We start from the raw sequence: 19,378 nt of genomic DNA on the forward strand, positions 1-19,378 counted from the left end.
TTTTTTCATTGTTACACTGTTTTAGGTGTTAAATCAAAGCAGCGAGCGTAAATCCAGTTGTATGCTTTTTCGTTGAGGTCTCTTGGGTTTCCAACTGTTTGCGGATCTTTCATTGCTTCTTTAGATAAACGGTCGATCATATCTTTTGGTACACCTTGTTCTTCTAATGAAGGAACTTCTAGGTCTTCCACTAAATCATACATCCAATTCACTGCTGCTTTTGCAGCTTCCTCTGTTGTCATTCTGCTTGTATCAATCCCGAATGCTTGCGCAATTCGAGCGAATTTCTCTGGGTACCCTTTCCAGTTATATTCCATGACAGGTCCCATCATTGCCGCTACACATTGACCATGCGCGACTGGAATAATGCCTCCAAGCGTTTGGCTCATCGCATGGGCTGCGCCAGCTGATTCACTGCCATAGGAAAGTCCGGCAAGCATCGCAGCTTGTGCCATGCCATATCTTGCTTCCAAATCCTCTCCATCGGCAAAGGCACGGCGAATATAATGAGCAGCATATTCAATGGCCATGAGCGCTACCGCATCTGTAATTGGCTGAGCAAACTTCATCGTATAGCATTCGATCGCGTGCGCAAGCGCATCGATACCCGTCATTGCCGTCACATGCGGCGGCATAGATACATGAAGCTCAGGATCAATCACTGTTAGGTGAGCTGCAATGAGCGGTCCACCTGTGTTGAATTTGAATTCCCTTTCTTCGTCAGTGATCACTGCCCACTGCGTGACCTCTGAACCTGTACCAGCCGTTGTCGGAATTGTGGTTAACGGAGGGATTCTATTTTCAAGCGGTTTTTTCCCCTCAGCCGCTTCGTAATCAAGAACTGATCCTTCATGAGTCGCTTCCACACCGATAGCCTTCGCTGTATCCATTGAGCTTCCGCCGCCTACTGCGACTAAACCATTACAACCTTCTTTTTCATATAACGCAGATCCTTCATTCACTAAACGGACTGGCGGGTTTGGTTCTACTTTATTAAATAGAACCACATCAACTTGCGCTTCTTTTAATGAAGCAATCACTGGATCTACAACACCTGCTTGATAAATACCAGGATCTGTCACAAGCAATACCTTTGAAACGCCGTATGTTTTCACTTCTTCCCCAACATGTTTCACTGCCCCAATGCCATGCTTGATGACAGTCGGAATTTCAAACGTATGGAATTTTTGCATGCTTTCAATTTTCATATTTAAAGTCATATAGAATCTCCTCCAGATAAGTGATATTTATTTAAACCAATGAACCGCTTCTGGTTTTGTATTTCGATATAAATGTTTTAGTTCCGTATATTCTTCAAGGCCCGTACGTCCTAATTCACGTCCAAGACCTGATTGTTTATATCCGCCCCACGGTGCTTGGGCAAAATAAGGATGGAAGTCGTTGATCCATACCGTGCCTAATCTTAATTGACGAGCCACTCGTTCGGCTTTGCCGATATCAGAAGACCACACCGCTCCTGCTAAACCATAAATCGTGTCATTTGCCAGCTCGATGACTTCTTCCTCTGATCGGAAGGATTCGACAGTGAGGACTGGTCCAAACACTTCTTCCTGTACAATTCGCATCTCTGATGTACAGCCTGAGAAAATCGTCGGCAAGTAGAAGAATCCTTTTTGAAGCTCTTCTGCATCAGGTCGTTTCCCACCTGTTTCTAATGTTGCGCCTTCGTCTAAACCGATGCTGACGTATTTTTCTACTTTTTCTCGATGCTCAGCTGAGATAAGCGGTCCGCTCTGGGTTCCTTCATCAAAGCCGTTGTCTAGCTTGATTTTTTTCGTACGCTTCACCAGTTCTTCTAAAAATTCATCGTGAATGGATTCTTCCACTAACAAGCGTGAACCTGCTGAACACACTTGCCCTGCATGGAAAAACACAGCATTCATTGCCTGGTCAACCGCTACGTCTAAATCAGCATCTTGAAAGACGATATTCGGGTTTTTCCCGCCGAGCTCAAGGGCGATTTTCTTCACATTCCCGCTGGCTCCCTGCATGATTTTCTTACCTGTTTCAATACCGCCTGTGAATGAAATTAAATCGACTTGGTCATTGACAGCCAGCTCATCTCCAACAGTTGCTCCAGGTCCAAGCACTAAGTTGGCAACGCCTGCTGGAACACCCGCTTCTTCCATAAGTTTGAAAACTTTGATCGTGGTTAATGGTGTAATTTCACTTGGCTTTAGTACGATTGTATTTCCAGCTGCAAGGGCAGGAGCGATTTTCCAGCTCGCTTGAAGCAATGGATAGTTCCAAGGAGTGATTTGACCGCATACACCGACAGGTTCTCGGACTAATTCGCTTTTTGAGTTTGGAATAGGCGATGCAATGATTTCCCCGCCATCCTTATCAGCAAGCCCCGCATAATATTGGAACACGTTCGCAATATCGTCCATATCAGCTTTGCTTTCTTCTAATGTTTTACCCGTATCAAGTGATTCTAATTTGGCTAATTCATCTAGGTCTCGCCTAATCAATTCAGCAATTTTAAACACAATATTTCCTCTTTCAAGTCCAGGCATGTTTGCCCAATCACCTTGATCGAAGGTTTTTCTTGCTGCCTTAATGGCTAACTGTGCGTCATTTCTTGATCCTTCACTGACTGTCGCGATCACTTCTTGATTAAATGGATTGATGATATCTCTTGTGTCGCCACTCTTAGCGCCAACCCATTGTCCATCGATAAATAGTGTTTGACTCATAGAAGGAACCTCCTCTGATTCTCTTTGGTAAGTTTGTTAAATAAAAATTTAACGTTTTGAACATAATTAACTTAACATGTTCAAATTTTTCTGTCAAAGGGAGATATGTTTCATTTATTTTGACATTTTGCATTCTTTCGTTAACATATAGTCCATAAAGATTTTTTTGAACGTATTGAATTCACTTAATAGAAAGCAGGGACAAGATGAAAAAGCAGGAACAGCCACAAGCAGAAGAACGCATTTTAGCTGCTAAAGATCTCGTCATTGATTCCATCGCTGAAACAATGGATCTCTATGGCATTACTAGAAGTGCGGGTATTTTATATGGGACGATGTATTTAAATGAGGAAATGACGCTGGATGAAATGCGTGAAGAGCTACAAATGAGTAAGCCTAGTATGAGTACGGGTGTGAAAAAACTGCAAGACATGAATATTGTCAAAAAGACTTTTCACCGTGGCCGAAGAAAACACAGCTTTGTTGCTGAGAAAGACTTTTTTAAGTTTTTCATGAACTTCTTCCCGCAAAAATGGGAGCGAGAGGTTGAGGTCAATCTAGCAGCGATTGAAGAAGCGCAAGAACGCCTTCAAGATGTAGCTCGTGATGATCAGGCGGAGGAACATGAAAAAGAGGAAGCGAAACAGCTCATTGAACAGCTTGAAAGCTCAAAAGCCTATTATGACTGGCTTAGACGATTAGCCCACTCGGTTCATTCGGGAGAAATCTTTGACTATATTCCGATTGATCAGAAAGAAAAATAGCCGGGGTGTTTGTGTTTTACAGCTTGAATTTTACAGGAGGATTGATTATAATAAGTTATGTCGTAATACTTCGGGGCATTAGCTCAGCTGGGAGAGCGCTACGCTGGCAGCGTAGAGGTCAGCGGTTCGATCCCGCTATGCTCCATTATCAAAAGCCTATCCAATGATGGATAGGCTTTTTCATTTGATTTTACTCATAAAAGCTTATTTGTCTGGTTCTTGAATTTGATAACCAAAGACTCCTTTTATCTCAACATCCCCACAGCCTTCTTTTTTGGTCAGTTTAATACCATGGGGTCTATAAATGTAGCGCCCACTTGATAAAATTCGGTCTGTTGCACTTAGATCATATTGGTTACCTGTATACTCTTTGACTGATGACGGAAAATCCGTTCCTTATAAGGATGTTCTGAAGAGTGTCACCTCTAAAGTACAACCCTCTGCATTTAGTATAGAAAATTGATAACCGTGAGTAGATGGATATTGTTCAGGGTTATTTTGACCTCCTGGTACCCACAGATATTTTTCCTGTTCCGTCATGATGAAATCAACTTCTACTTCTCGATAAATGGTCTTAGCTGCAACCTTTTCCATATTAAAATGGAACATGACGATGAAACAAAGAGACATCATTACACTTATCCGCTTCATACAACCCCTCCATTCATTTTCACCATTATACAACAAATAAATCCAAAAATGGTTTTATTTTACTTTTTATAATGGATAAGGGTTGATTCATTCCATATGTGTTAACTTTCTATGACCTTACTTAATGTTTCTTTGGTCTTTGGACCATATATGCCATCTGGGGTTAACCCATGCATCATTTGAAATCGAGACACTGCATTCGCAGTCTTGGGTCCGTAGTACCCATCGATTCCATTATTGATCGCTCCCTTATCAGGATAAAAATAAATCGATGCTAAGGCTTGTTGTACGGCTTTTACAGCTGACCCTTTCGTAAGAGGCTTCGTCACTTTTAAAATACCTGCGGGCAAACTGTATGTTTTTTTGACCTTGTTGGTTTTAGATGTTGATCTCGTTGATATGGTTTTGATAGATGTTTCTTTCACCGGTTTAGCTGTTGTCATTTGACTTGATGCTGATGCAATACCCGCCTTGAAACCATCCCAACGATTTAACAGCTTACGCGGACACTCTTTCCCGCTCCAATGCTTATGCGGCACCACGTTTGATAAAGGAATTCCTAAATCCCCCATCAGTTTTCGAATGAGCCATTGGGCGTTTTTAACGGCTTGTTCAAAGTTACCGCCTGCATTTTCACAAATTTCAATTCCAATTGATTTCATATTGCCGGTTCCCCTGCCATCTCCTGCGTGCCAGCCATTTTCGTTTAAAGGTAAATGCTGATAAATGACCTGATCATCGACCGTGTAGTGCCAGCTAACCCCTGTACTTGCCCGAGCAACAAATGCTGCATGATTTGCCGCATCAGCCCCCCGTCCAGTGTTCGATGTATTATGCACCGTAATATAGAGCGGCTTCATCCTGTTTCCTGGTCTGTTGCGATTTTGTTTTGGGATGAGTGCTTGAATGATCTTCACCATATTGTTTCTCCTTCAAAAATTATTTTGTTAACCCTCTTTGTTTCAGGGCATCTTTTTGCAATTGACCTTTATAGGTCACATAATTATTTTTAAACCAAGCGATCACGGCAGTGACCATAGTGAAAATTGTGGAACCTGCCACATATAGTGCCTCTCCTGCGGTTTGCACTTGCTCCTCGCTAATCGGCAGCACTGTTTGTCCAAACATGACAAGCGTTTGGTTGATAAGCGCAATAAAAAGAAGCACTGTGCGAATCACAGTACCTTTGTCGAATGTTTTCATGATGTTTTCCTCCTATTTTAAATTCCGTTCAATTTTATCGAGCTTGTCGATCACGACGTCATACTTCTCACTAAACTTTGCTAACACATCATTTTGCGCCTCGATTTGCTCATTGAGTTTGTTTTCTCGTTCTTTTGTAGTGTTGAGAACATAAAACAGAATCCAGCAAAAAAGAACGGCGAATGGGCCTTGTGTCATTAAGTTTTGAACGACATCTACTTCCATTTGAATCACCTTCTTTCCGGCAAAAAAATAAAGCCATTAGGCTTTGTATATTTCTCCAGTTATATTTTGATAGTCTTCTGCCGAGATCCAGCCAATGCTTACATAAAATGCAATGTCCTCTGGGCCGTAACACTTCCAGTCCCAGAATTGTTTGATATCCGCTACAGTTGGAAACATCATTCTGAAGCACCTACTTTTTGCATAGCTAATAGCTGCGTTAATTGTTTTGATAACAAAGCATTTTGTTTCTTTAAAAGTTCGATATCACTTGGCGGGAGTGGGGCCGGTTTTAAGCTGTCTATATACTCTTGGGTCGCTGATTCATACCATTGTTGTTTTTTTACATCAAATGCAGCCTTATAAAAAGAAGGATTATTGGGTGGTGCAATTGTTGTGCATTGCTCTGGAATAATATAATTTCCTTCATCATCCCTTTCGAACACTTCGATAGGTCTGATCAATTCATTTTGCTGATTGTATTCATAGGCTTGTATCATTTGTATCACTTCCTTAATTTAATGGAACAACCATGTCTAAATAGTAGCCAGTTACTGCACTATTATTCACTGCATGTAAACCGGTTAGTTTTAGCTCTCCTGTATTATAGATATATAATTTACTATGACCCGTTGTACCTGATACCGGAACTGATACTACTATTCCTTTATCTGGTAAACGATCAGCTGGAATCCATCCAAAAATAACTTCTCTATTTGCTTTTAGGTGGCCTCTCAGCAATAATAAATTTCCTCATTTCACATATTCAACTGGTCTATCCCCTATAGAAGAGCTTTTGTCTAAGGTAACACTAAGCCACGAGACATTTTCAAACTCAGTATTGGTCATTAGCTGTTTCCAGCCTCTGAAAATACCATCTGTATGAGTAGTTCCGTACCAATGGCTATTATCATAGCTTCGACTCACATGAAATGTTTTGCGATTATTTCCCGTTTCTAAAATATCTACATTAAACCACGAGGCATCGGTCGTCGTTGGCATATTCACTGCATTCGTTCCAGAGACATAATAAAAACCAGAGGGCAAGGTGAGTATATCTGTACCAGTAGGAATCAGCATTCTAGTTCCATTTGCATTTAATAATGGATGATCGTTCAGCCTCTTCCACCCGCTCCATTCTTGCTGAGTGCCCGTGACATCAGTCGTTGATCGATTGATGTACATATCACCTGTATTATTTGCCCCTATAATCCAGCCATAGGTATTTTCACTAAAAACTGATAAGGCTCTCATAGAACTTCTTGTCGGCAGATCAGGGTGTGCTTCATGGATATACCACGAATGGACGCCTGGTAACTTTATGAGCTTATCTAAAATACTAGGATCATTTGCATTAATTCTTTCGTAAGCCCTTCCGTCATCAGCAGTAATTTTAGATAATTGTCCTGCATCCCATTTATTTCTTTCATTTTGAGTAGGTAATCGAAGCCAGTTGATTCCGACATCATTCACATGATAGGAAAAACAAAATGCGTTGCCCAATGTATCAATTGCAATTCCTACACCGATGTTATTTTGACCTACTAACTGAAAGCCTCTTAAAGCTGCATTCCCGATTGCGGGAGAATCGACTACTCCAGAACCTCCTGGCGCATAAAAAGAACAGGCACCTAAAGATTTAATTCCATTATAAATACTCCCGCCAGCAGGGATATTGACCAACTGGGCCCCGTTATCATTCGTCATTTTATAGAGCTGGGATTGATTCCATTTCTGCTTTTCTGTTTCGGATGCATGAGATGTCGTGTCATTTTTGTGTTGATTGATTTGATCCAATAGTCTAGTATCATTTTCAAGAATTACTTTAACCATGTCATTAAACAGTTCCGCATGAGCTTTGTCACTGGTTTTGAAAGTACGAGGCGTCTTTATCTCCATCTGATTCTCCTTCCACATTTCAGTTTTATTACATTATCTTGTACTGAACTTAAAACCAAATGTAATAAACTCAGTAGGATTGGCATTATTTGAAGACGACTGCACACATACATTTCCATTCTTATCTATTAATGTACGATGAAATTGAGGTACTCCTGGTGTTCCTATACTTGAGCAACTCCTATAAAATGCATCGCTTGTTGCGGCCGATATGGTGCAGGCAAGTTAAATACTGGGGTATTTCCTAATATTCCACCTTTTATCGCACCTACGATCTCGACTTCCCCTAAGAGATTCTTTCGATATTTTACCGGCAGATTAATAGGATCATATTCCTCCCAATCACTTTTAATCTCTTTAGGTCTTTCCCAAGAACCTTCCAATAAATCTGAAAGCGTAATTTGCTTCTCCCAAGGTGTCCATGATTCTGCATTGTGTTTTAGAACTCTAAAGTAGGTGTTCTTCCCATAAACAGATTCATAAGCTATTTGAACTAATGTATTGCCATAACTCATGACCAATAAAAACACTCGATTCAAGGAAGGAGAGGGACCGTTTACTCCTGTATTATATATGAGATACATCCCTGTCTCAGTAAGGGTATTGTAGTCTGTTTCGCTAGAAAATCCATAATAAAAGGGCTTTCCATTATCTTGAGTGATTTTTACTAATTGACCGTTATCCCACCTGCTTTTATCGCTTTCTGTAGGCAGTTTTGTCCAAGTAATCGATGTATGACCGGTCTGATAATAGAAGAAATAAGCAATCCCAGAACTATCCACAGCAAAGCCAGAGCCGATGTTTTCTTGACCTACTGTCTGCAGCCCTCTGATTGAGACATTCGATGAGGTCGGAGAATCCTCTGCGCCAGCAGCTGCATAAAATGTACATGTTCCTTTATCTTTTATCGCATCAAATATTCTTCCGCCAGCTGGGACATTCATAAGCTGTCTTCCATTATCCGCTGTGATTTTATAGCTCTGAGATTCATTCCATTTCTTCTTTTCTATTTCAGATGCGTGTACTTTCACATCATTTGTATGTTTTAAGAACTGCTCTATTAATCCATGATCATTTTCAAGAAGGACTTTGACCATGTCATTAAACAAATCAGCATGGGCTTTATCATTTACTTCAAAAGGTTTTGGTTCTTTTACATCCATTCAATTTTCACTCCCTTTCTTTAATGCCTTCTTCCATTTCTTTCAGCTGCTCTAGAGTAAGAATTCTTTGCTCATATCCTTCATTTAAATCTTCCATTGAACAATCACCTAGCTCGACTGCTTGTTTGACCAATTCCGGGGTCACCCATTTAAAATATAATGCCATTACCCAATAATTCATGATTCTCTATCTCCTTTATATAAAAGGATCTCACTTTTTAGCGCCTTTAGTTCGTTTGTTAGAAGATCACATTGATGTTCAAGCTGTTTTCTCATTAGCTTTTCTTTGGCTACTTCCTGCGCTAGAAATTCAAGCGGCAGAGGTGGTTGATATCGAGGATTGATTTGAGATGCCTCCCACCATTCCTTCAATTCTTCTGCCGTTGGCTTTGGCACATCTAGATGCCATTCGTTTATATACGAACCGTCGCCGTCATTTCTAAGCTCAAAATCCTTTTGCGGATCCGCATCGGGGTATTTATACTTAATGGCTTCATATAAAATCATCAGAATCCTCCTACACTCTCGGGAAATTTCGTCCGCCTATTTCCGTAATATCGAAATAGTTGTACCAACCTGAATTATCAGATACATAACGACTAACGTCTCCGTCATACCCTACATATAGGTACATTTCTAAATAGTCCCCCTTATTAGCCGGTACATTGGCAGCACCATAAAGTCCCATACTAAAGCTCAACGTATCAGATGGGCTTACCGGACTTTGCCTTTGATGTGCAATATTTTTATATCTTTTTCCATTCAAATAGATCGATAATTCAAAGTTCGCGTATCGTTGAAAGCTTTCAATATAAACACCTGCATTCACTGAATACATTCCGTTTTCAGGACAGATGAACCGATTATTTTTGATATCAAAATTGTTATGACTGTCTTTAATTTTTCGATTAAAAAGGACTTTTTGATACTCTCCTTTGGTTAATAACTGCTTTCCAGTTGTACCTATATTGGCATGACAAAACCCTGAGATTTTGTGCCATTCAGTCCAGCCAGACCCCGTCCACCAGTGACGACACCACGTACCTGTACTATCAAAATAGCTGCCTGCTTCGTTTCCAGTTCCATAGTAATATTGGATAAATCGAAAGTTACTATATTTTTCATTTTTTACAAAGCCAAATCTCGTAGGATAACCGGTATCATTCGCTTGTCCAATATCCATAAACGTAATACCTATTGGATATTCCTCGCCGCTGACTGATGCATCTTGAATGGCTTGATCGCCTGTTAATTTGAATAAACTTTCATTCGTGATCCCTTCTATTTGTTTACTGAGCGCATTGTCATTCTCCACAAGTGTGTTGACCATCCGGTTAAATAAGTTGGCATGGGCTTTGTCAGAGGTTTCAAACGGTAAAGGTGATTTTATGTCCACTTCTTTTCCCCTCCATTAATAAATATCATCAATCTCAAAAACAAATTCGATGTCGCCGTCTTTTTGTTTGTCTGTCATGGTGCGGATGGCGGTGAATTTGCCGGCTTCGTCGACAAGGGCTAGTTCATTGATGACTTCGCCTGCGAGTTCTCCTTCAGCGATGGTGCAGGTGTAGCGGATTTTTGCCGGTTCCATGAAGGTAAACGAGTCAATATTTTTTTGAATCAGTTCTTTTTTGAGTGCTTGTTCGGTTCCGTCAAGAGAGATCGGTTTTCCATCCTTTGTTCCTCCATTTCCGAATGCCATTTTGACGACTTTTGTGAGTTTTGTTCCTTCTGCTCGTGCCTTTGCCATTTGTTGACGTGCATATAGTGTGGTTACGGTTAATTGATCAGCCATTGTGATCCTCCTTATAGGTCTATTTTTTTAGAAGTTGCTGCCAGCATTTTTGATCCGTCAAGCGGAACGGATCCATCCAGAATCCAGTAATGCTCCTTGATCAGTAAACTGCCGCCTTGTTCATTTTGAACAAGTACTGGTAAGCGGAACGTCATCCTCTTTTTCGTTTGATGTGAAAGCTGGTTCTTTGCGCGCAAAGTCAGCGTAGCTGCTTGCTTCGTTTCATGCGATGCTCCAGTCATGACATAATTCAGACGATATGCTGTTTCTTTCTCTTGTTGAAGCGGCATTCTCATCTTTAATGAATGCCGAAAGCGAGCAGGGACCTCCGTAGTACCTCGTATCCCGCTGAGATAGAACGTTCCATTTAATACGAATTCACCATTGAGTAAAATTGGAATATGATCGAAAAAGCCCACTCTGCTTCGCAGTGTGAGCCGCTGGTGATGATCATTTGTTTCATGAACATCGGTATGATGAATGGCGGTGAACGTATACGCCAAATGTGCTGGCTTTAACGTTTCGAGTATTTCAACGATATATCTTGTGTTTTGCAGGTCATCCAGGTTGACACGCAATGCAAAATGATAACGGTTGGTTGTAAGTCGGATGATCGCACTTGGATTTTTAAGAAATCGATTCACAGATTTCTCTAATGACAGATACGTAATTGGTGGAATGTTCGACATCATATTAAGTAATCGTGCCCTGCGCAGCTCAATCGAATCATCTGACTCTCGCTGCACCTTGAGCATTCTTTCCCACCGATTCAATCCCCACGTCGCTGTTAAAGGGAAGAACTGATCCGTTACATCAAAAATGGATTCGTCCAATTGTTCAAACTCTGGCGCCTCAGTTTTTAGTAAATGATCCACATCATAAATCTCTGTGAAATAATGCGGCAAGTAGTTTTTCATTTCATCAAGTTTGCTCAATAACCTTCACCTGCCTCAGACGTGGTATCTCAATGTCCTTTAATACTAAGTTTTTTGACTCCCCATTCAATAAGACGTTTGCATAATCGGACACACTCTCTGAATGGTACAAAATATCATTTAAGGCGGACATTCGAATCGTACTTTTTTCAAATGCGATTGATTTTAACAGTGCTTTGACCTTTTCTTCTATTTCTTTTTGCGCACCTTCAAGTGTCCAGTCCATCTGAAGTTCGACGGACACTTCTATGTCAATATCCAGCCACTTGGCGCTTTCAACGGTTGCTTTTGAACCAATAGGAGCTTGCCCTTCTCCTTCTCCCGGTACAGGATCGATATACTCCTGGACCCTTTTGACAAGAAGCTCAGATGCTACATCTAGATTGCCATCTGTGATGACAATTTTGACCGTTCCCTCTCCATTCCATAGCGGGAAAACTTTCGCTCTGCCGACACCAACCACTTCCTCGGCCCACTTTTTGTAATGTGCTCTGTTGGCACTGACAGCCTCTCGCCTTGCGCGTATTAAATACCGATCGTATAATGACGCATCATCTTCTTCCTCTTGCCCTGGTATCACCAATTCCTTCATGATCATCGACTCTAGACCCGGAATGGTATCAAGCGATAGCAGCGGCTGACCTGTTAATTGCCCATTGCCGACTGTACCTGTTGTCTCGCATTCTAGTGTACCGTCCTTTGAAAATTGAAAATAAACATCTTCAATAAAGAATCTTGATCCTGCTGGAATGTTTACGTTCTCTGGTTGAATGGTTACGGACCAGACCGCTTTGGTGGCTGGCTTTCGTTCAATCCCCACTTCTGCTGCTCGTCGATCTAAAAATTCCCCCTGTGCTGTATCAGCAAAGACAAGCTCCAATACTTGATCAAGCCAAATATACGACTGAGCTAGTTCAGCAGCAGCAGGTGCCAAGGCATTCCAAATGACGCTGTTTTCTCTTTTATCTATGTCATCTGGCAGCCTGTCCAGCATTCTTTCCATCAACGCCTCATACGTTTGCTCCTCAAACATCTCCCTCCATCACCTCCTCTATTTCTAATGTGCCTTCATCTGTGACAATGGCTAGTTTGACTTGAAAGGCATCATTTTGCTTCGTGACTTCTATCTCTTCAATATGATCAATCCGCTCATCAACGACCAATGCTTCTTCTAGCAATCTTGGAATCTCCATTTCTTTGTATTCATCTGTTGCTTCTGTATCGGTCAATAGCTCCTGAATTTCAGTGCCAATGTCGTGACTGTAAATGGGATGTGCATAGCGCTCTGTTCGCAATGTCATATAAATAAATTGTCGGATCGCTTCAATGCCTGTAATGGCTTCATTTGTCAGCCTACCATTTTCAAAATTTATGCGATACGTCGTCGAGGTTTCTACCTCTTCGTCTTCTTCTGTTTCCTCGATTTCTTCCTCTGGTGAAAGTGCCACATTCATCACCTCCCTTACAATTTGTCGATGATGTAAAAGGACTGCCCTCCTGCCATTGCAAGTACCATAATGCTGTCTCCCTTTTTCAACTCATCATCCTCACCCTTATTTAAGCGTTTAGGCCAAATGAGCAGTTCTTCTGGAATGATCAGCTTACTGTTCTCATTTAATCGGATGTGAAGAGGCGAAGCCATTGTGACCTCTCCAATCACCAGATCAATTGGAGAAGCTGCATCTACTGCATTGACAGCGAGTCGTTTAATTGCTTCACTTAACCTCATGCTTGATCACCCTTTGGCATGGAATTTTTCTCAACGACGTCAATTGTCATAGTGTGCTTCACTCCATTGAATTCATGTTTGTCTTGATCGATCCAGTAGGTTTTTTTGATGTTGATTTCAGGGATTTTCAAATAGATTGGCAGACCGCTTTGCAGTTCAGGGATTCCGAGTGCTTGTATGCTTTTCACTTCTTGTTTGACGCCTTTTTTTTCAGCTAGGCGTACTTTCGCTCTTTTTTGAAGCTGCGGCTGGTTGATTTGACCTGTGACCGTCTCCACATGCTGTAAAATGCCGTACTGACTCTGACCCGCTTTGTCCTGTTCGATCACCACAATATCTGATTTGCTACCTTTTTTCTTATTCTTCCCCTGTTCGTCTACAGACGTGCGCATCTTCACACGTGTTGCTGTCTCTTCAATGGAGGTGCTGTACTGATAACCGATGAGGTTGACGCCTGATTCAATGACCCACACGTCCTCTGGATCGGGCCAAGCTCTCAGTCCCATCTTGCCTTTAGCAGAATAAATTTGATAATTTCTACCGGTTTGCCGCTTCGTTTCTTTCAATGCTTTTAAAATGATGTCATATAAACTCGTGTCATTTTTAAAAACGAGAGACTTCATGATATGTCCTGTATTTGCGATGGATGTCATAGGAATTTGAAAGTCTGCCCCGATCCGCCTCAAAATTTGATCTGCCCGTTGATTTGAAAAAACATATACATCTTGGTTTTTCACTAAATATTGGAGCATATCGTATGCGGTAAAGGTCAGCTTTCCTTCAACAGGCGTCCTAGAAAACACGATGCCTCTGAACAGCTCTTTTCCTTTCCATTTAAAAAGAACCGTGTCTCCTTCTGAGACACGGTAATATGTTTGACTGCCTTGCTTTGTGATAATATTCGCCTGAATAGAGCGAGGGGCCTGATACCTTTGCCCCTGAAGTGTCACACTCTCTGTGACAAGCTCATACATCGTGCCGCTTCTGATGGCAAAAAGCTCAATCAATGTCAGCCCCCCTATTGTGGTATTTTCAATTTTTGCCCTGGAAAAATCCAATATCCCGGCTGTTTAATATTGAGTTTACTTCGTTTGATCATCGCTGCTTTATTGGCATTCCAAATACGCCGCCATTTTGTACTATCGCCATAAAAACGGCCTGAAATGGCCCAAAGAGTATCTCCTTTTTTGACAGTGTACAATTTTGGTGGTGTTTTTGAGGGTCTTTTCTTTTTGGTTTGTTTCGCTTTTTTCTTTCGTTTGATTTTCCTAGGCGATGCGGTTTTATATTCCTTTAACTCGATCGTAAATTCACGATCCCCTATGTCATAAGACCCTTCCTTGTGAGTGAAGCTCTCAATGCTGCACGTCATATTGATTTTAGTCCCTGTCACAATCAGTCGCACAGACTTCTTTGAACGCATCATTCGTTCAATTTTTGCTATTGCATTCTCTGGTGATGGAATGCTTTTATATTCAGCAATTGGCGAATATTTCTTAGGAAATAATGAGGTGAATGATACTTGTTTAGCCGATGGTACATCAATAAAAGTCAGTTCTCCAAAGGAGGAGACCTTCACTGTTTCATTTTGTACGTTATTTGTAATCTCAAGTTCGGATGGAAGCACAGGGAATCGCAACTTCTCCTTGCCTTGGGAAATCCACAATTGATACACTGATTTACCCATCGATCACGACCCCTTTCGTTCCTGTCTGAAGCTCTACTTCCAATTCGTCTACAAGCATTTGTCTAATTTTTTCGACAAGCGATTGCTGATCCTGTCCATTATGGAAATGCTGATCACCATTGAACTGGATGGTGATTTGTTTATTACCAGACGTTGTTGCAGTCCCAGCTGGCTGTGCTGAGGTGACTTGCTGCATCTGTGATTCTGGTAAAGGAGCAGATGCATTTGATGGATCATAGACTTGCATCCCAAGTGCCTTGGCTGCCTGCGTCAATAAATATCTCCCGCGAATGCCTCTTTCTTCTGGAATAATCCATTCACGTTTGTTTCCTTCACCGACTCTAGCTACCTGCTCCTGAGTAATCAGACCGCCATTGGCGTAGCCTTTATAAGGACCGCCTCTTCTCATACTCCGTAATCCCGGTGTATTGAAGACTGTTCCATATCTGCCCTTAATGTAGTTAATGGCTGCTACGGCATTATGAATTGGGTTCCAAATATCATTCATGCCCTTGCCTTTATTGGAATGGAAGGTCGGTCCAATGGTTTGCATTAACCCTTTAGAAGGTGTTCCCTTCTTGGCGTTGGAATCCCACAAGTTGATGGCTTTCGGGTTACCATTTGATTCGTGCTGAGCGATTGTCATAAGACCTGGAAGCCAACTCATCGATGTGCCAGTCGCCATCAGAGCTGCCATGAGCCATTGCTGAACACTAAGACCTGAAGCACCCATACCACTGAACGCTCCGATTAATGAACCCGCTTGATTTTCAGCAAACTTTTTCACATCAACTGAATCGAGCCCTTTGACGACACCGATCGATGCGAATTTCCCTAAATTCATCATGACACGTGAAGGAGAATGAATGTCAAGTTCTTCTCTAAACGCCTGTTCCACTTTCTTCGCCATTTCTTTGGCAGCTTGTGTGACTTCACTTGCTTTTGAACGCATGCCGCTATTGAAGGCGTCGATCATTCCTGAACCCCATCCTGGTGATTCTTGTTTGGCTTGCAGGAATGGTTGTTTGACGTGTTGGTCTACGTATTGGCTTGTGCCAATTGATGTGGCATTTTGACCTGTTGCAAAGCCACTAACAGTTCCAGAACCCCAAGTTGGTGATGTTGTCATCACTTGTTGGTATGGTGCTTTTACACGACTTTGCAAAAAGCTGTCAGTTCCTGTTGGTGTCATTTGCTGGCCAGTAGCAAATGCCGATACCGTTTGTTGTCCGTACTTTCCTGAATCTGATGTCATTTGATTAAATGGCTGCTGAATGTTTTTTTGCTTCCATTGATCAAGTGAAACCACCTTTTGATTCAGCCCTTGTTCAAAATCTTGATTAAATTGCTCGCCTATGCTGGCAGCTTGGATGTTTCCATTCATTGAAACCGTTCCACCAATCGAACCGGCAGAAGCATTTGGAGCTGCTGGAGCATTAGGCGTTATTGGAGCTGGAGAGCTAGAAACTGGACTTGCTGCTCCGCTGCTGCTTGGCACAACAGACATTCCAAGATGAGAAGCAGCCTGTGCAAGCAGCATCTTCCCGCGTCCCCGATTATTTTGAGTTGGAATGACAAATTCGTTACCTGCTTCACCAATCCATGATAAGGTAGGTTGGGTGATATAGCCGCCTGTGGCTTTTTGATCAGGTTTAAAATCTTTCCGACCTTTTTCCCGACCTTTTTCAAATTTCACAATATGCTTACCAATAACTTCCGCGCCTTTAGTTTTAATTAAATCCCATGTATCTCCTAAAATATTTTTACCCCAAGACTTTACATCATTCCACTTATTTGTCCACCAGTTCTTATTAAATAGGGTAGAAGAAGCAGTTGCTTTTGCAGCTGACCAAATTGTTTTTGATTGTTCCCATTTATTTTTCGACCAATTTTTTACATCATTCCACTTCTCGCCCCACCAATCTTTATTAAAGACAGTTTCACGGATTTTTCCTTTAATTGAGTTCCATATATCAACGGCACCATCCCATTTTTCTTTGGTCCATTTTTTTACGCTATCCCATTTTTCTCCCCACCACTCTCCGTTAAAAACGGTCTCACCAAGTTTTTTTGTGATAGAATTCCATATCTCGACTGCACCGTCCCATTTTTCTTGCGTCCAATCCTTGATAGCATCCCATTTCTCGCTCCACCATTCTCCATTAAATACAGTAGATTCTAAAGCTCCAGTAACGTACCCGGCCTGTTCTGCCCACCATTCTGAATTAAATAGTGTATTAGATGCTGTTGTTTTTATATCTTCCCATTTTTCACTTAAGTTCCCTAAAGATTTCTCTGCGGAGGTTTTAACACTTCCCCACTTTTCACTCCACCAATCCTCACTAAATAACGTATTTGAAATATTCTCTTTTAATTTTGAGGTATCAAATAATTCCCCAAGTTTTGATCCACCTAAAGTTCCGGCGATGCTCCCAGCAACACCCCCAACAGCAGCTCCTACAAACGGTATAGGAATTAGAGTTTGGCCTATTGCTGCTCCACTGATTCCTCCTGCAAGCCCTCCAGAGAATCCACCTACTTTTTCTCCAACGTTTTCTTTCGTTGTTCCTATCAAATCTGTAGCACTTAATAAGTTCCCCAAGATAGGCACTCTCTTTAAAAGCTGGCTACTTCCTTTTCCTATATTTTTAAGTACACCTCCTAATCCACTTAGCCCCCCACTACCTTTCATCAAGCCCGCAAGTCCGGCTACAGAGGCTACTATACCTGTGGTTTTCTTCAATCCACTAGGTACTTTTTCAAAAATCTTACCTGCACTTGTTTTAAGTTTTCCTAATCTACCTTGAGGTCTTCTATACCTCTCCGTTCTTGTTGTGGCGGTAGGATTTGAGGGTTGTCTTTGTGAACGACCATTTCTATTTCTTGTCCTATTAGAGCCACGCCTACTTAAACCACGAGCACAACAAGGGCAACAACTACTACGAAACAAACCTTTTCCATTTCGATTATTTTGCTGCGTATTAGGAGTTGGATTTGTTGGGGTTTCTGTCGTTTGATTTTGAGCTGATGAGTTAGTATTGTTTTCGCTCGATTGGTTTTTCGGACCAAGGATCAAATCTAATCCTTTGTTAAACCATTTATCTAGATACTCTTCAGGATTGATTTTAATTTTCTCACGAATTCGTCCGATTACTTCTTGCTTGTATTCGTCTATTTTCGTTTCAATCCAAGGTAGCGCCTTCTCATCCCAAAATTTCCTAGGGCTTAATTTTTCCTTCAATTTATCTGAGACGTCACCTGCATATTTTTCAATTTCTTTTAACGCCTTGTTCCCCAAATTCCCCAGCCAGCTTTGTTTGTTTTCCTGCGTTTTTGTAGCAGCTGTCGCATTAGGTTTCTTTTTGATTTTCTTTTCTTTCACAACTGACTCTGCCTGATCTCGTTTTTTCAACTTACTCTTTGCATTGTCTTGAACAGACACTCTGATCTCATGTTTAGCCATTGTCAAGCTTTTGAGTGTCTTTTTGATTCGTTGAATGGCAGCGGTGGCTTGGTCAACCATGTTTAATCTCATATAGTACGTTCTGTTCATGAGCTGAAGGATTGATTTTTTGATTGATGACATTTTTCCTGACAACTGATCATTCAGTTTGAACGTCAGCAGGATTGGACTTGCTTGTGATTGTTTCAAGCGATCTATACTGGATTTAATGACATCTAGTCCTTTTGCTTGAATGGTTATGACCATCTGTTTCGGTATCATGTTCAGCTGGTTTGTTAATGATTTGAGATCACGATAGATTCCTTGATCTAGCTTCATGGATAATACAGATAACCTTCTCATCGATAAATTGAGGTTCCTTAGCTTCTTTTCATCCATTTCCAGGCTTATTTTCACCGGTTTTCTAAATGGTTTGAGCTGCTTCTCAAACGTTTGAAATCGTTTTTGAATGCGCAACAGCTTCTTTGATACTTTGTCTTCTAATTCAAATCGTGCAGTGAGCTTCGCCAGTTTATTTCCCTCCTTTCTTTGCTTCTTTTTCTAGCATGTCGAGTTTGTAGCTGATGAGTCCGAATAAGAATGCCTTAAATTGTCTTGGTGCTTCGTATAAATCGAGGAGTTCTGATGGAGAATAGTGAAGCTCATGCATGGCGTAATATAAAAACACCGCTTCCTTATCCCCATCTTTTATTAGTTTTTTGCTGCGTCTTCTAAATCTTCAATTTCGTCTTCAAATCCATTGATTTCAATCGCTTTGTTTAACCAGTTTGCGTATTCACCGCCGACAGATAAAACACGTTTTGCAACTTCAACTGGATCTTGTGTGCTGTAGGCTTCTCTTAATTCCTTTGAGCGGAAATCTGGATAAATCGTCGATTCAATGGCAATTCGTGCGTAGAAGCGCTGGCTGTCTAAGTCTTTTACGCGGCCTCTGCCTTTGACATTTTTGAACGTGGTGTTTTCTTTTTCCAGTTCATCAATACGTTCCGTGGTAATCGCTTTGAAGACAAAAGGAATGACATTCCCTTTTTTATCAACAAAACGCTTAGAAATTGGTACTTTGACCTCTTCCGCTTCTACTGTTTGTCCTGGCATAAAAAATGAAAGATCAAATGTTTGTTTTTCGCTCATGTTTAAAAACTCCCTTTTG

The 19,378-nt window shown here is 41.3% G+C and carries 24 protein-coding genes, 1 tRNA gene and 1 pseudogene; 2 read left to right on the forward strand and 24 right to left on the reverse strand.

The window, feature by feature from the left end:
• Positions 1–11 precede the first annotated feature (11 nt).
• A complete protein-coding gene (gbsB, locus tag M2353_RS14540) occupies positions 12–1,220 on the reverse strand; it encodes a choline dehydrogenase (RefSeq protein ID WP_061420009.1) in 1,209 nt (402 codons plus the stop codon).
• A 27-nt stretch (positions 1,221–1,247) separates the two neighbouring features.
• The gene (gene betB / locus M2353_RS14545; RefSeq protein WP_284725627.1) at positions 1,248–2,717 is read right to left on the reverse strand and encodes a betaine-aldehyde dehydrogenase; all 1,470 of its coding nucleotides are present in this window, start codon (positions 2,715–2,717) and stop codon (positions 1,248–1,250) included.
• 206 nt (positions 2,718–2,923) lie between these two features.
• Between betB and cudC the strand changes: the two genes are divergently transcribed.
• Together cudC and M2353_RS14555 are read left to right on the forward strand one after the other, a co-directional pair.
• Positions 2,924–3,481: a transcriptional regulator GbsR gene (gene cudC, locus M2353_RS14550; RefSeq protein ID WP_045035275.1), complete on the forward strand. Its 558-nt coding sequence runs from the start codon at positions 2,924–2,926 to the stop codon at positions 3,479–3,481.
• 72 nt (positions 3,482–3,553) lie between these two features.
• A tRNA-Ala gene (locus M2353_RS14555) sits at positions 3,554–3,626 on the forward strand.
• 251 nt (positions 3,627–3,877) lie between these two features.
• On the opposite strand, the gene M2353_RS14560 is transcribed toward M2353_RS14555, so the two are convergent.
• The 22 genes and pseudogenes from M2353_RS14560 to M2353_RS14665 form a co-directional block, all read right to left on the reverse strand.
• Positions 3,878–4,132, reverse strand: a complete 255-nt coding sequence (locus M2353_RS14560; RefSeq protein WP_284725628.1) for a hypothetical protein — start codon at positions 4,130–4,132, stop codon at positions 3,878–3,880.
• Between the two features lie 101 nt (positions 4,133–4,233).
• On the reverse strand, positions 4,234–5,052 hold the full coding sequence (locus tag M2353_RS14565) for a peptidoglycan recognition protein family protein (RefSeq protein WP_284725629.1): 819 nt from the start codon (positions 5,050–5,052) through the stop codon (positions 4,234–4,236).
• 19 nt (positions 5,053–5,071) lie between these two features.
• On the reverse strand, positions 5,072–5,335 hold the full coding sequence (locus M2353_RS14570) for a phage holin (RefSeq protein WP_019743388.1): 264 nt from the start codon (positions 5,333–5,335) through the stop codon (positions 5,072–5,074).
• Between the two features lie 12 nt (positions 5,336–5,347).
• Entirely contained in the window at positions 5,348–5,560 is a 213-nt protein-coding gene (locus M2353_RS14575; protein WP_017367922.1) for a BhlA/UviB family holin-like peptide, read from the reverse strand.
• 36 nt (positions 5,561–5,596) lie between these two features.
• Positions 5,597–5,737, reverse strand: a complete 141-nt coding sequence (locus M2353_RS14580) for an XkdX family protein (protein ID WP_034647752.1) — start codon at positions 5,735–5,737, stop codon at positions 5,597–5,599.
• Positions 5,737–6,057, reverse strand: a complete 321-nt coding sequence (locus tag M2353_RS14585) for a hypothetical protein (protein WP_098680566.1) — start codon at positions 6,055–6,057, stop codon at positions 5,737–5,739. The genes M2353_RS14580 and M2353_RS14585 overlap by 1 nt, the downstream gene beginning before the upstream one ends.
• A gap of 13 nt (positions 6,058–6,070) precedes the next feature.
• A complete protein-coding gene (locus M2353_RS14590; protein WP_284725631.1) occupies positions 6,071–6,298 on the reverse strand; it encodes a hypothetical protein in 228 nt (75 codons plus the stop codon).
• Positions 6,299–6,310: 12 nt separating this feature from the next.
• Entirely contained in the window at positions 6,311–7,390 is a 1,080-nt protein-coding gene (locus M2353_RS14595; protein WP_284725632.1) for a hypothetical protein, read from the reverse strand.
• A gap of 99 nt (positions 7,391–7,489) precedes the next feature.
• A pseudogene (locus tag M2353_RS14600) lies at positions 7,490–8,619 on the reverse strand (pyocin knob domain-containing protein).
• 7 nt (positions 8,620–8,626) lie between these two features.
• Entirely contained in the window at positions 8,627–8,800 is a 174-nt protein-coding gene (locus M2353_RS14605) for an XkdX family protein (RefSeq protein ID WP_268363374.1), read from the reverse strand.
• Entirely contained in the window at positions 8,797–9,126 is a 330-nt protein-coding gene (locus M2353_RS14610) for an XkdW family protein (protein WP_159159935.1), read from the reverse strand. Before M2353_RS14610 ends, M2353_RS14605 begins: the two co-directional genes overlap by 4 nt.
• Positions 9,127–9,136: 10 nt before the next feature.
• On the reverse strand, positions 9,137–10,015 hold the full coding sequence (locus M2353_RS14615) for a hypothetical protein (protein WP_284725634.1): 879 nt from the start codon (positions 10,013–10,015) through the stop codon (positions 9,137–9,139).
• A gap of 15 nt (positions 10,016–10,030) precedes the next feature.
• The gene (locus M2353_RS14620) at positions 10,031–10,414 is read right to left on the reverse strand and encodes a phage tail-collar fiber domain-containing protein (protein WP_017359000.1); all 384 of its coding nucleotides are present in this window, start codon (positions 10,412–10,414) and stop codon (positions 10,031–10,033) included.
• An 11-nt stretch (positions 10,415–10,425) separates the two neighbouring features.
• Entirely contained in the window at positions 10,426–11,349 is a 924-nt protein-coding gene (locus M2353_RS14625; RefSeq protein ID WP_284725635.1) for a YmfQ family protein, read from the reverse strand.
• Positions 11,336–12,382 carry a baseplate J/gp47 family protein gene (locus tag M2353_RS14630; RefSeq protein WP_284725636.1) on the reverse strand — a complete coding sequence of 349 codons (1,047 nt, stop codon included), beginning with the start codon at positions 12,380–12,382 and terminating at the stop codon, positions 11,336–11,338. Before M2353_RS14630 ends, M2353_RS14625 begins: the two co-directional genes overlap by 14 nt.
• Positions 12,375–12,797 carry a DUF2634 domain-containing protein gene (locus M2353_RS14635; protein ID WP_268363365.1) on the reverse strand — a complete coding sequence of 141 codons (423 nt, stop codon included), beginning with the start codon at positions 12,795–12,797 and terminating at the stop codon, positions 12,375–12,377. The genes M2353_RS14630 and M2353_RS14635 overlap by 8 nt, the downstream gene beginning before the upstream one ends.
• Positions 12,798–12,811: 14 nt before the next feature.
• Positions 12,812–13,078 (reverse strand): DUF2577 family protein, encoded by a 267-nt coding sequence (locus M2353_RS14640; RefSeq protein WP_039169977.1) that lies wholly within the window; start codon positions 13,076–13,078, stop codon positions 12,812–12,814.
• Positions 13,075–14,085 (reverse strand): XkdQ/YqbQ family protein, encoded by a 1,011-nt coding sequence (locus M2353_RS14645; protein WP_135226206.1) that lies wholly within the window; start codon positions 14,083–14,085, stop codon positions 13,075–13,077. The genes M2353_RS14640 and M2353_RS14645 overlap by 4 nt, the downstream gene beginning before the upstream one ends.
• A gap of 11 nt (positions 14,086–14,096) precedes the next feature.
• A complete protein-coding gene (locus tag M2353_RS14650) occupies positions 14,097–14,765 on the reverse strand; it encodes a LysM peptidoglycan-binding domain-containing protein (RefSeq protein ID WP_008344093.1) in 669 nt (222 codons plus the stop codon).
• The gene (locus tag M2353_RS14655; protein WP_425332885.1) at positions 14,758–18,738 is read right to left on the reverse strand and encodes a transglycosylase SLT domain-containing protein; all 3,981 of its coding nucleotides are present in this window, start codon (positions 18,736–18,738) and stop codon (positions 14,758–14,760) included. The genes M2353_RS14650 and M2353_RS14655 overlap by 8 nt, the downstream gene beginning before the upstream one ends.
• 1 nt (position 18,739) lies before the next feature.
• On the reverse strand, positions 18,740–18,877 hold the full coding sequence (locus M2353_RS14660) for a hypothetical protein (RefSeq protein WP_008344097.1): 138 nt from the start codon (positions 18,875–18,877) through the stop codon (positions 18,740–18,742).
• A 41-nt stretch (positions 18,878–18,918) separates the two neighbouring features.
• Positions 18,919–19,359 (reverse strand): phage tail assembly chaperone, encoded by a 441-nt coding sequence (locus tag M2353_RS14665; RefSeq protein ID WP_008344099.1) that lies wholly within the window; start codon positions 19,357–19,359, stop codon positions 18,919–18,921.
• Positions 19,360–19,378 lie beyond the last annotated feature (19 nt).

It is taken from the genome of Bacillus aerius, assembly GCF_029894105.1.
GTDB lineage: Bacteria > Bacillota > Bacilli > Bacillales > Bacillaceae > Bacillus > Bacillus altitudinis.

Coding starts and splice junctions, on each gene's coding strand:
- gbsB (WP_061420009.1), bottom strand. CDS start 1,220: ATGACTTTAAATATGAAAATTGAAAGCATGCAAAAATTCCATACGTTT.
- betB (WP_284725627.1), bottom strand. CDS start 2,717: ATGAGTCAAACACTATTTATCGATGGACAATGGGTTGGCGCTAAGAGT.
- cudC (WP_045035275.1), top strand. CDS start 2,924: ATGAAAAAGCAGGAACAGCCACAAGCAGAAGAACGCATTTTAGCTGCT.
- M2353_RS14560 (WP_284725628.1), bottom strand. CDS start 4,132: ATGAAGCGGATAAGTGTAATGATGTCTCTTTGTTTCATCGTCATGTTC.
- M2353_RS14565 (WP_284725629.1), bottom strand. CDS start 5,052: ATGGTGAAGATCATTCAAGCACTCATCCCAAAACAAAATCGCAACAGA.
- M2353_RS14570 (WP_019743388.1), bottom strand. CDS start 5,335: ATGAAAACATTCGACAAAGGTACTGTGATTCGCACAGTGCTTCTTTTT.
- M2353_RS14575 (WP_017367922.1), bottom strand. CDS start 5,560: ATGGAAGTAGATGTCGTTCAAAACTTAATGACACAAGGCCCATTCGCC.
- M2353_RS14580 (WP_034647752.1), bottom strand. CDS start 5,737: ATGTTTCCAACTGTAGCGGATATCAAACAATTCTGGGACTGGAAGTGT.
- M2353_RS14585 (WP_098680566.1), bottom strand. CDS start 6,057: ATGATACAAGCCTATGAATACAATCAGCAAAATGAATTGATCAGACCT.
- M2353_RS14595 (WP_284725632.1), bottom strand. CDS start 7,390: ATGGTTAAAGTAATTCTTGAAAATGATACTAGACTATTGGATCAAATC.
- M2353_RS14605 (WP_268363374.1), bottom strand. CDS start 8,800: ATGAATTATTGGGTAATGGCATTATATTTTAAATGGGTGACCCCGGAA.
- M2353_RS14610 (WP_159159935.1), bottom strand. CDS start 9,126: ATGATTTTATATGAAGCCATTAAGTATAAATACCCCGATGCGGATCCG.
- M2353_RS14620 (WP_017359000.1), bottom strand. CDS start 10,414: ATGGCTGATCAATTAACCGTAACCACACTATATGCACGTCAACAAATG.
- M2353_RS14630 (WP_284725636.1), bottom strand. CDS start 12,382: ATGTTTGAGGAGCAAACGTATGAGGCGTTGATGGAAAGAATGCTGGAC.
- M2353_RS14640 (WP_039169977.1), bottom strand. CDS start 13,078: ATGAGGTTAAGTGAAGCAATTAAACGACTCGCTGTCAATGCAGTAGAT.
- M2353_RS14650 (WP_008344093.1), bottom strand. CDS start 14,765: ATGGGTAAATCAGTGTATCAATTGTGGATTTCCCAAGGCAAGGAGAAG.
- M2353_RS14660 (WP_008344097.1), bottom strand. CDS start 18,877: ATGCATGAGCTTCACTATTCTCCATCAGAACTCCTCGATTTATACGAA.
- M2353_RS14665 (WP_008344099.1), bottom strand. CDS start 19,359: ATGAGCGAAAAACAAACATTTGATCTTTCATTTTTTATGCCAGGACAA.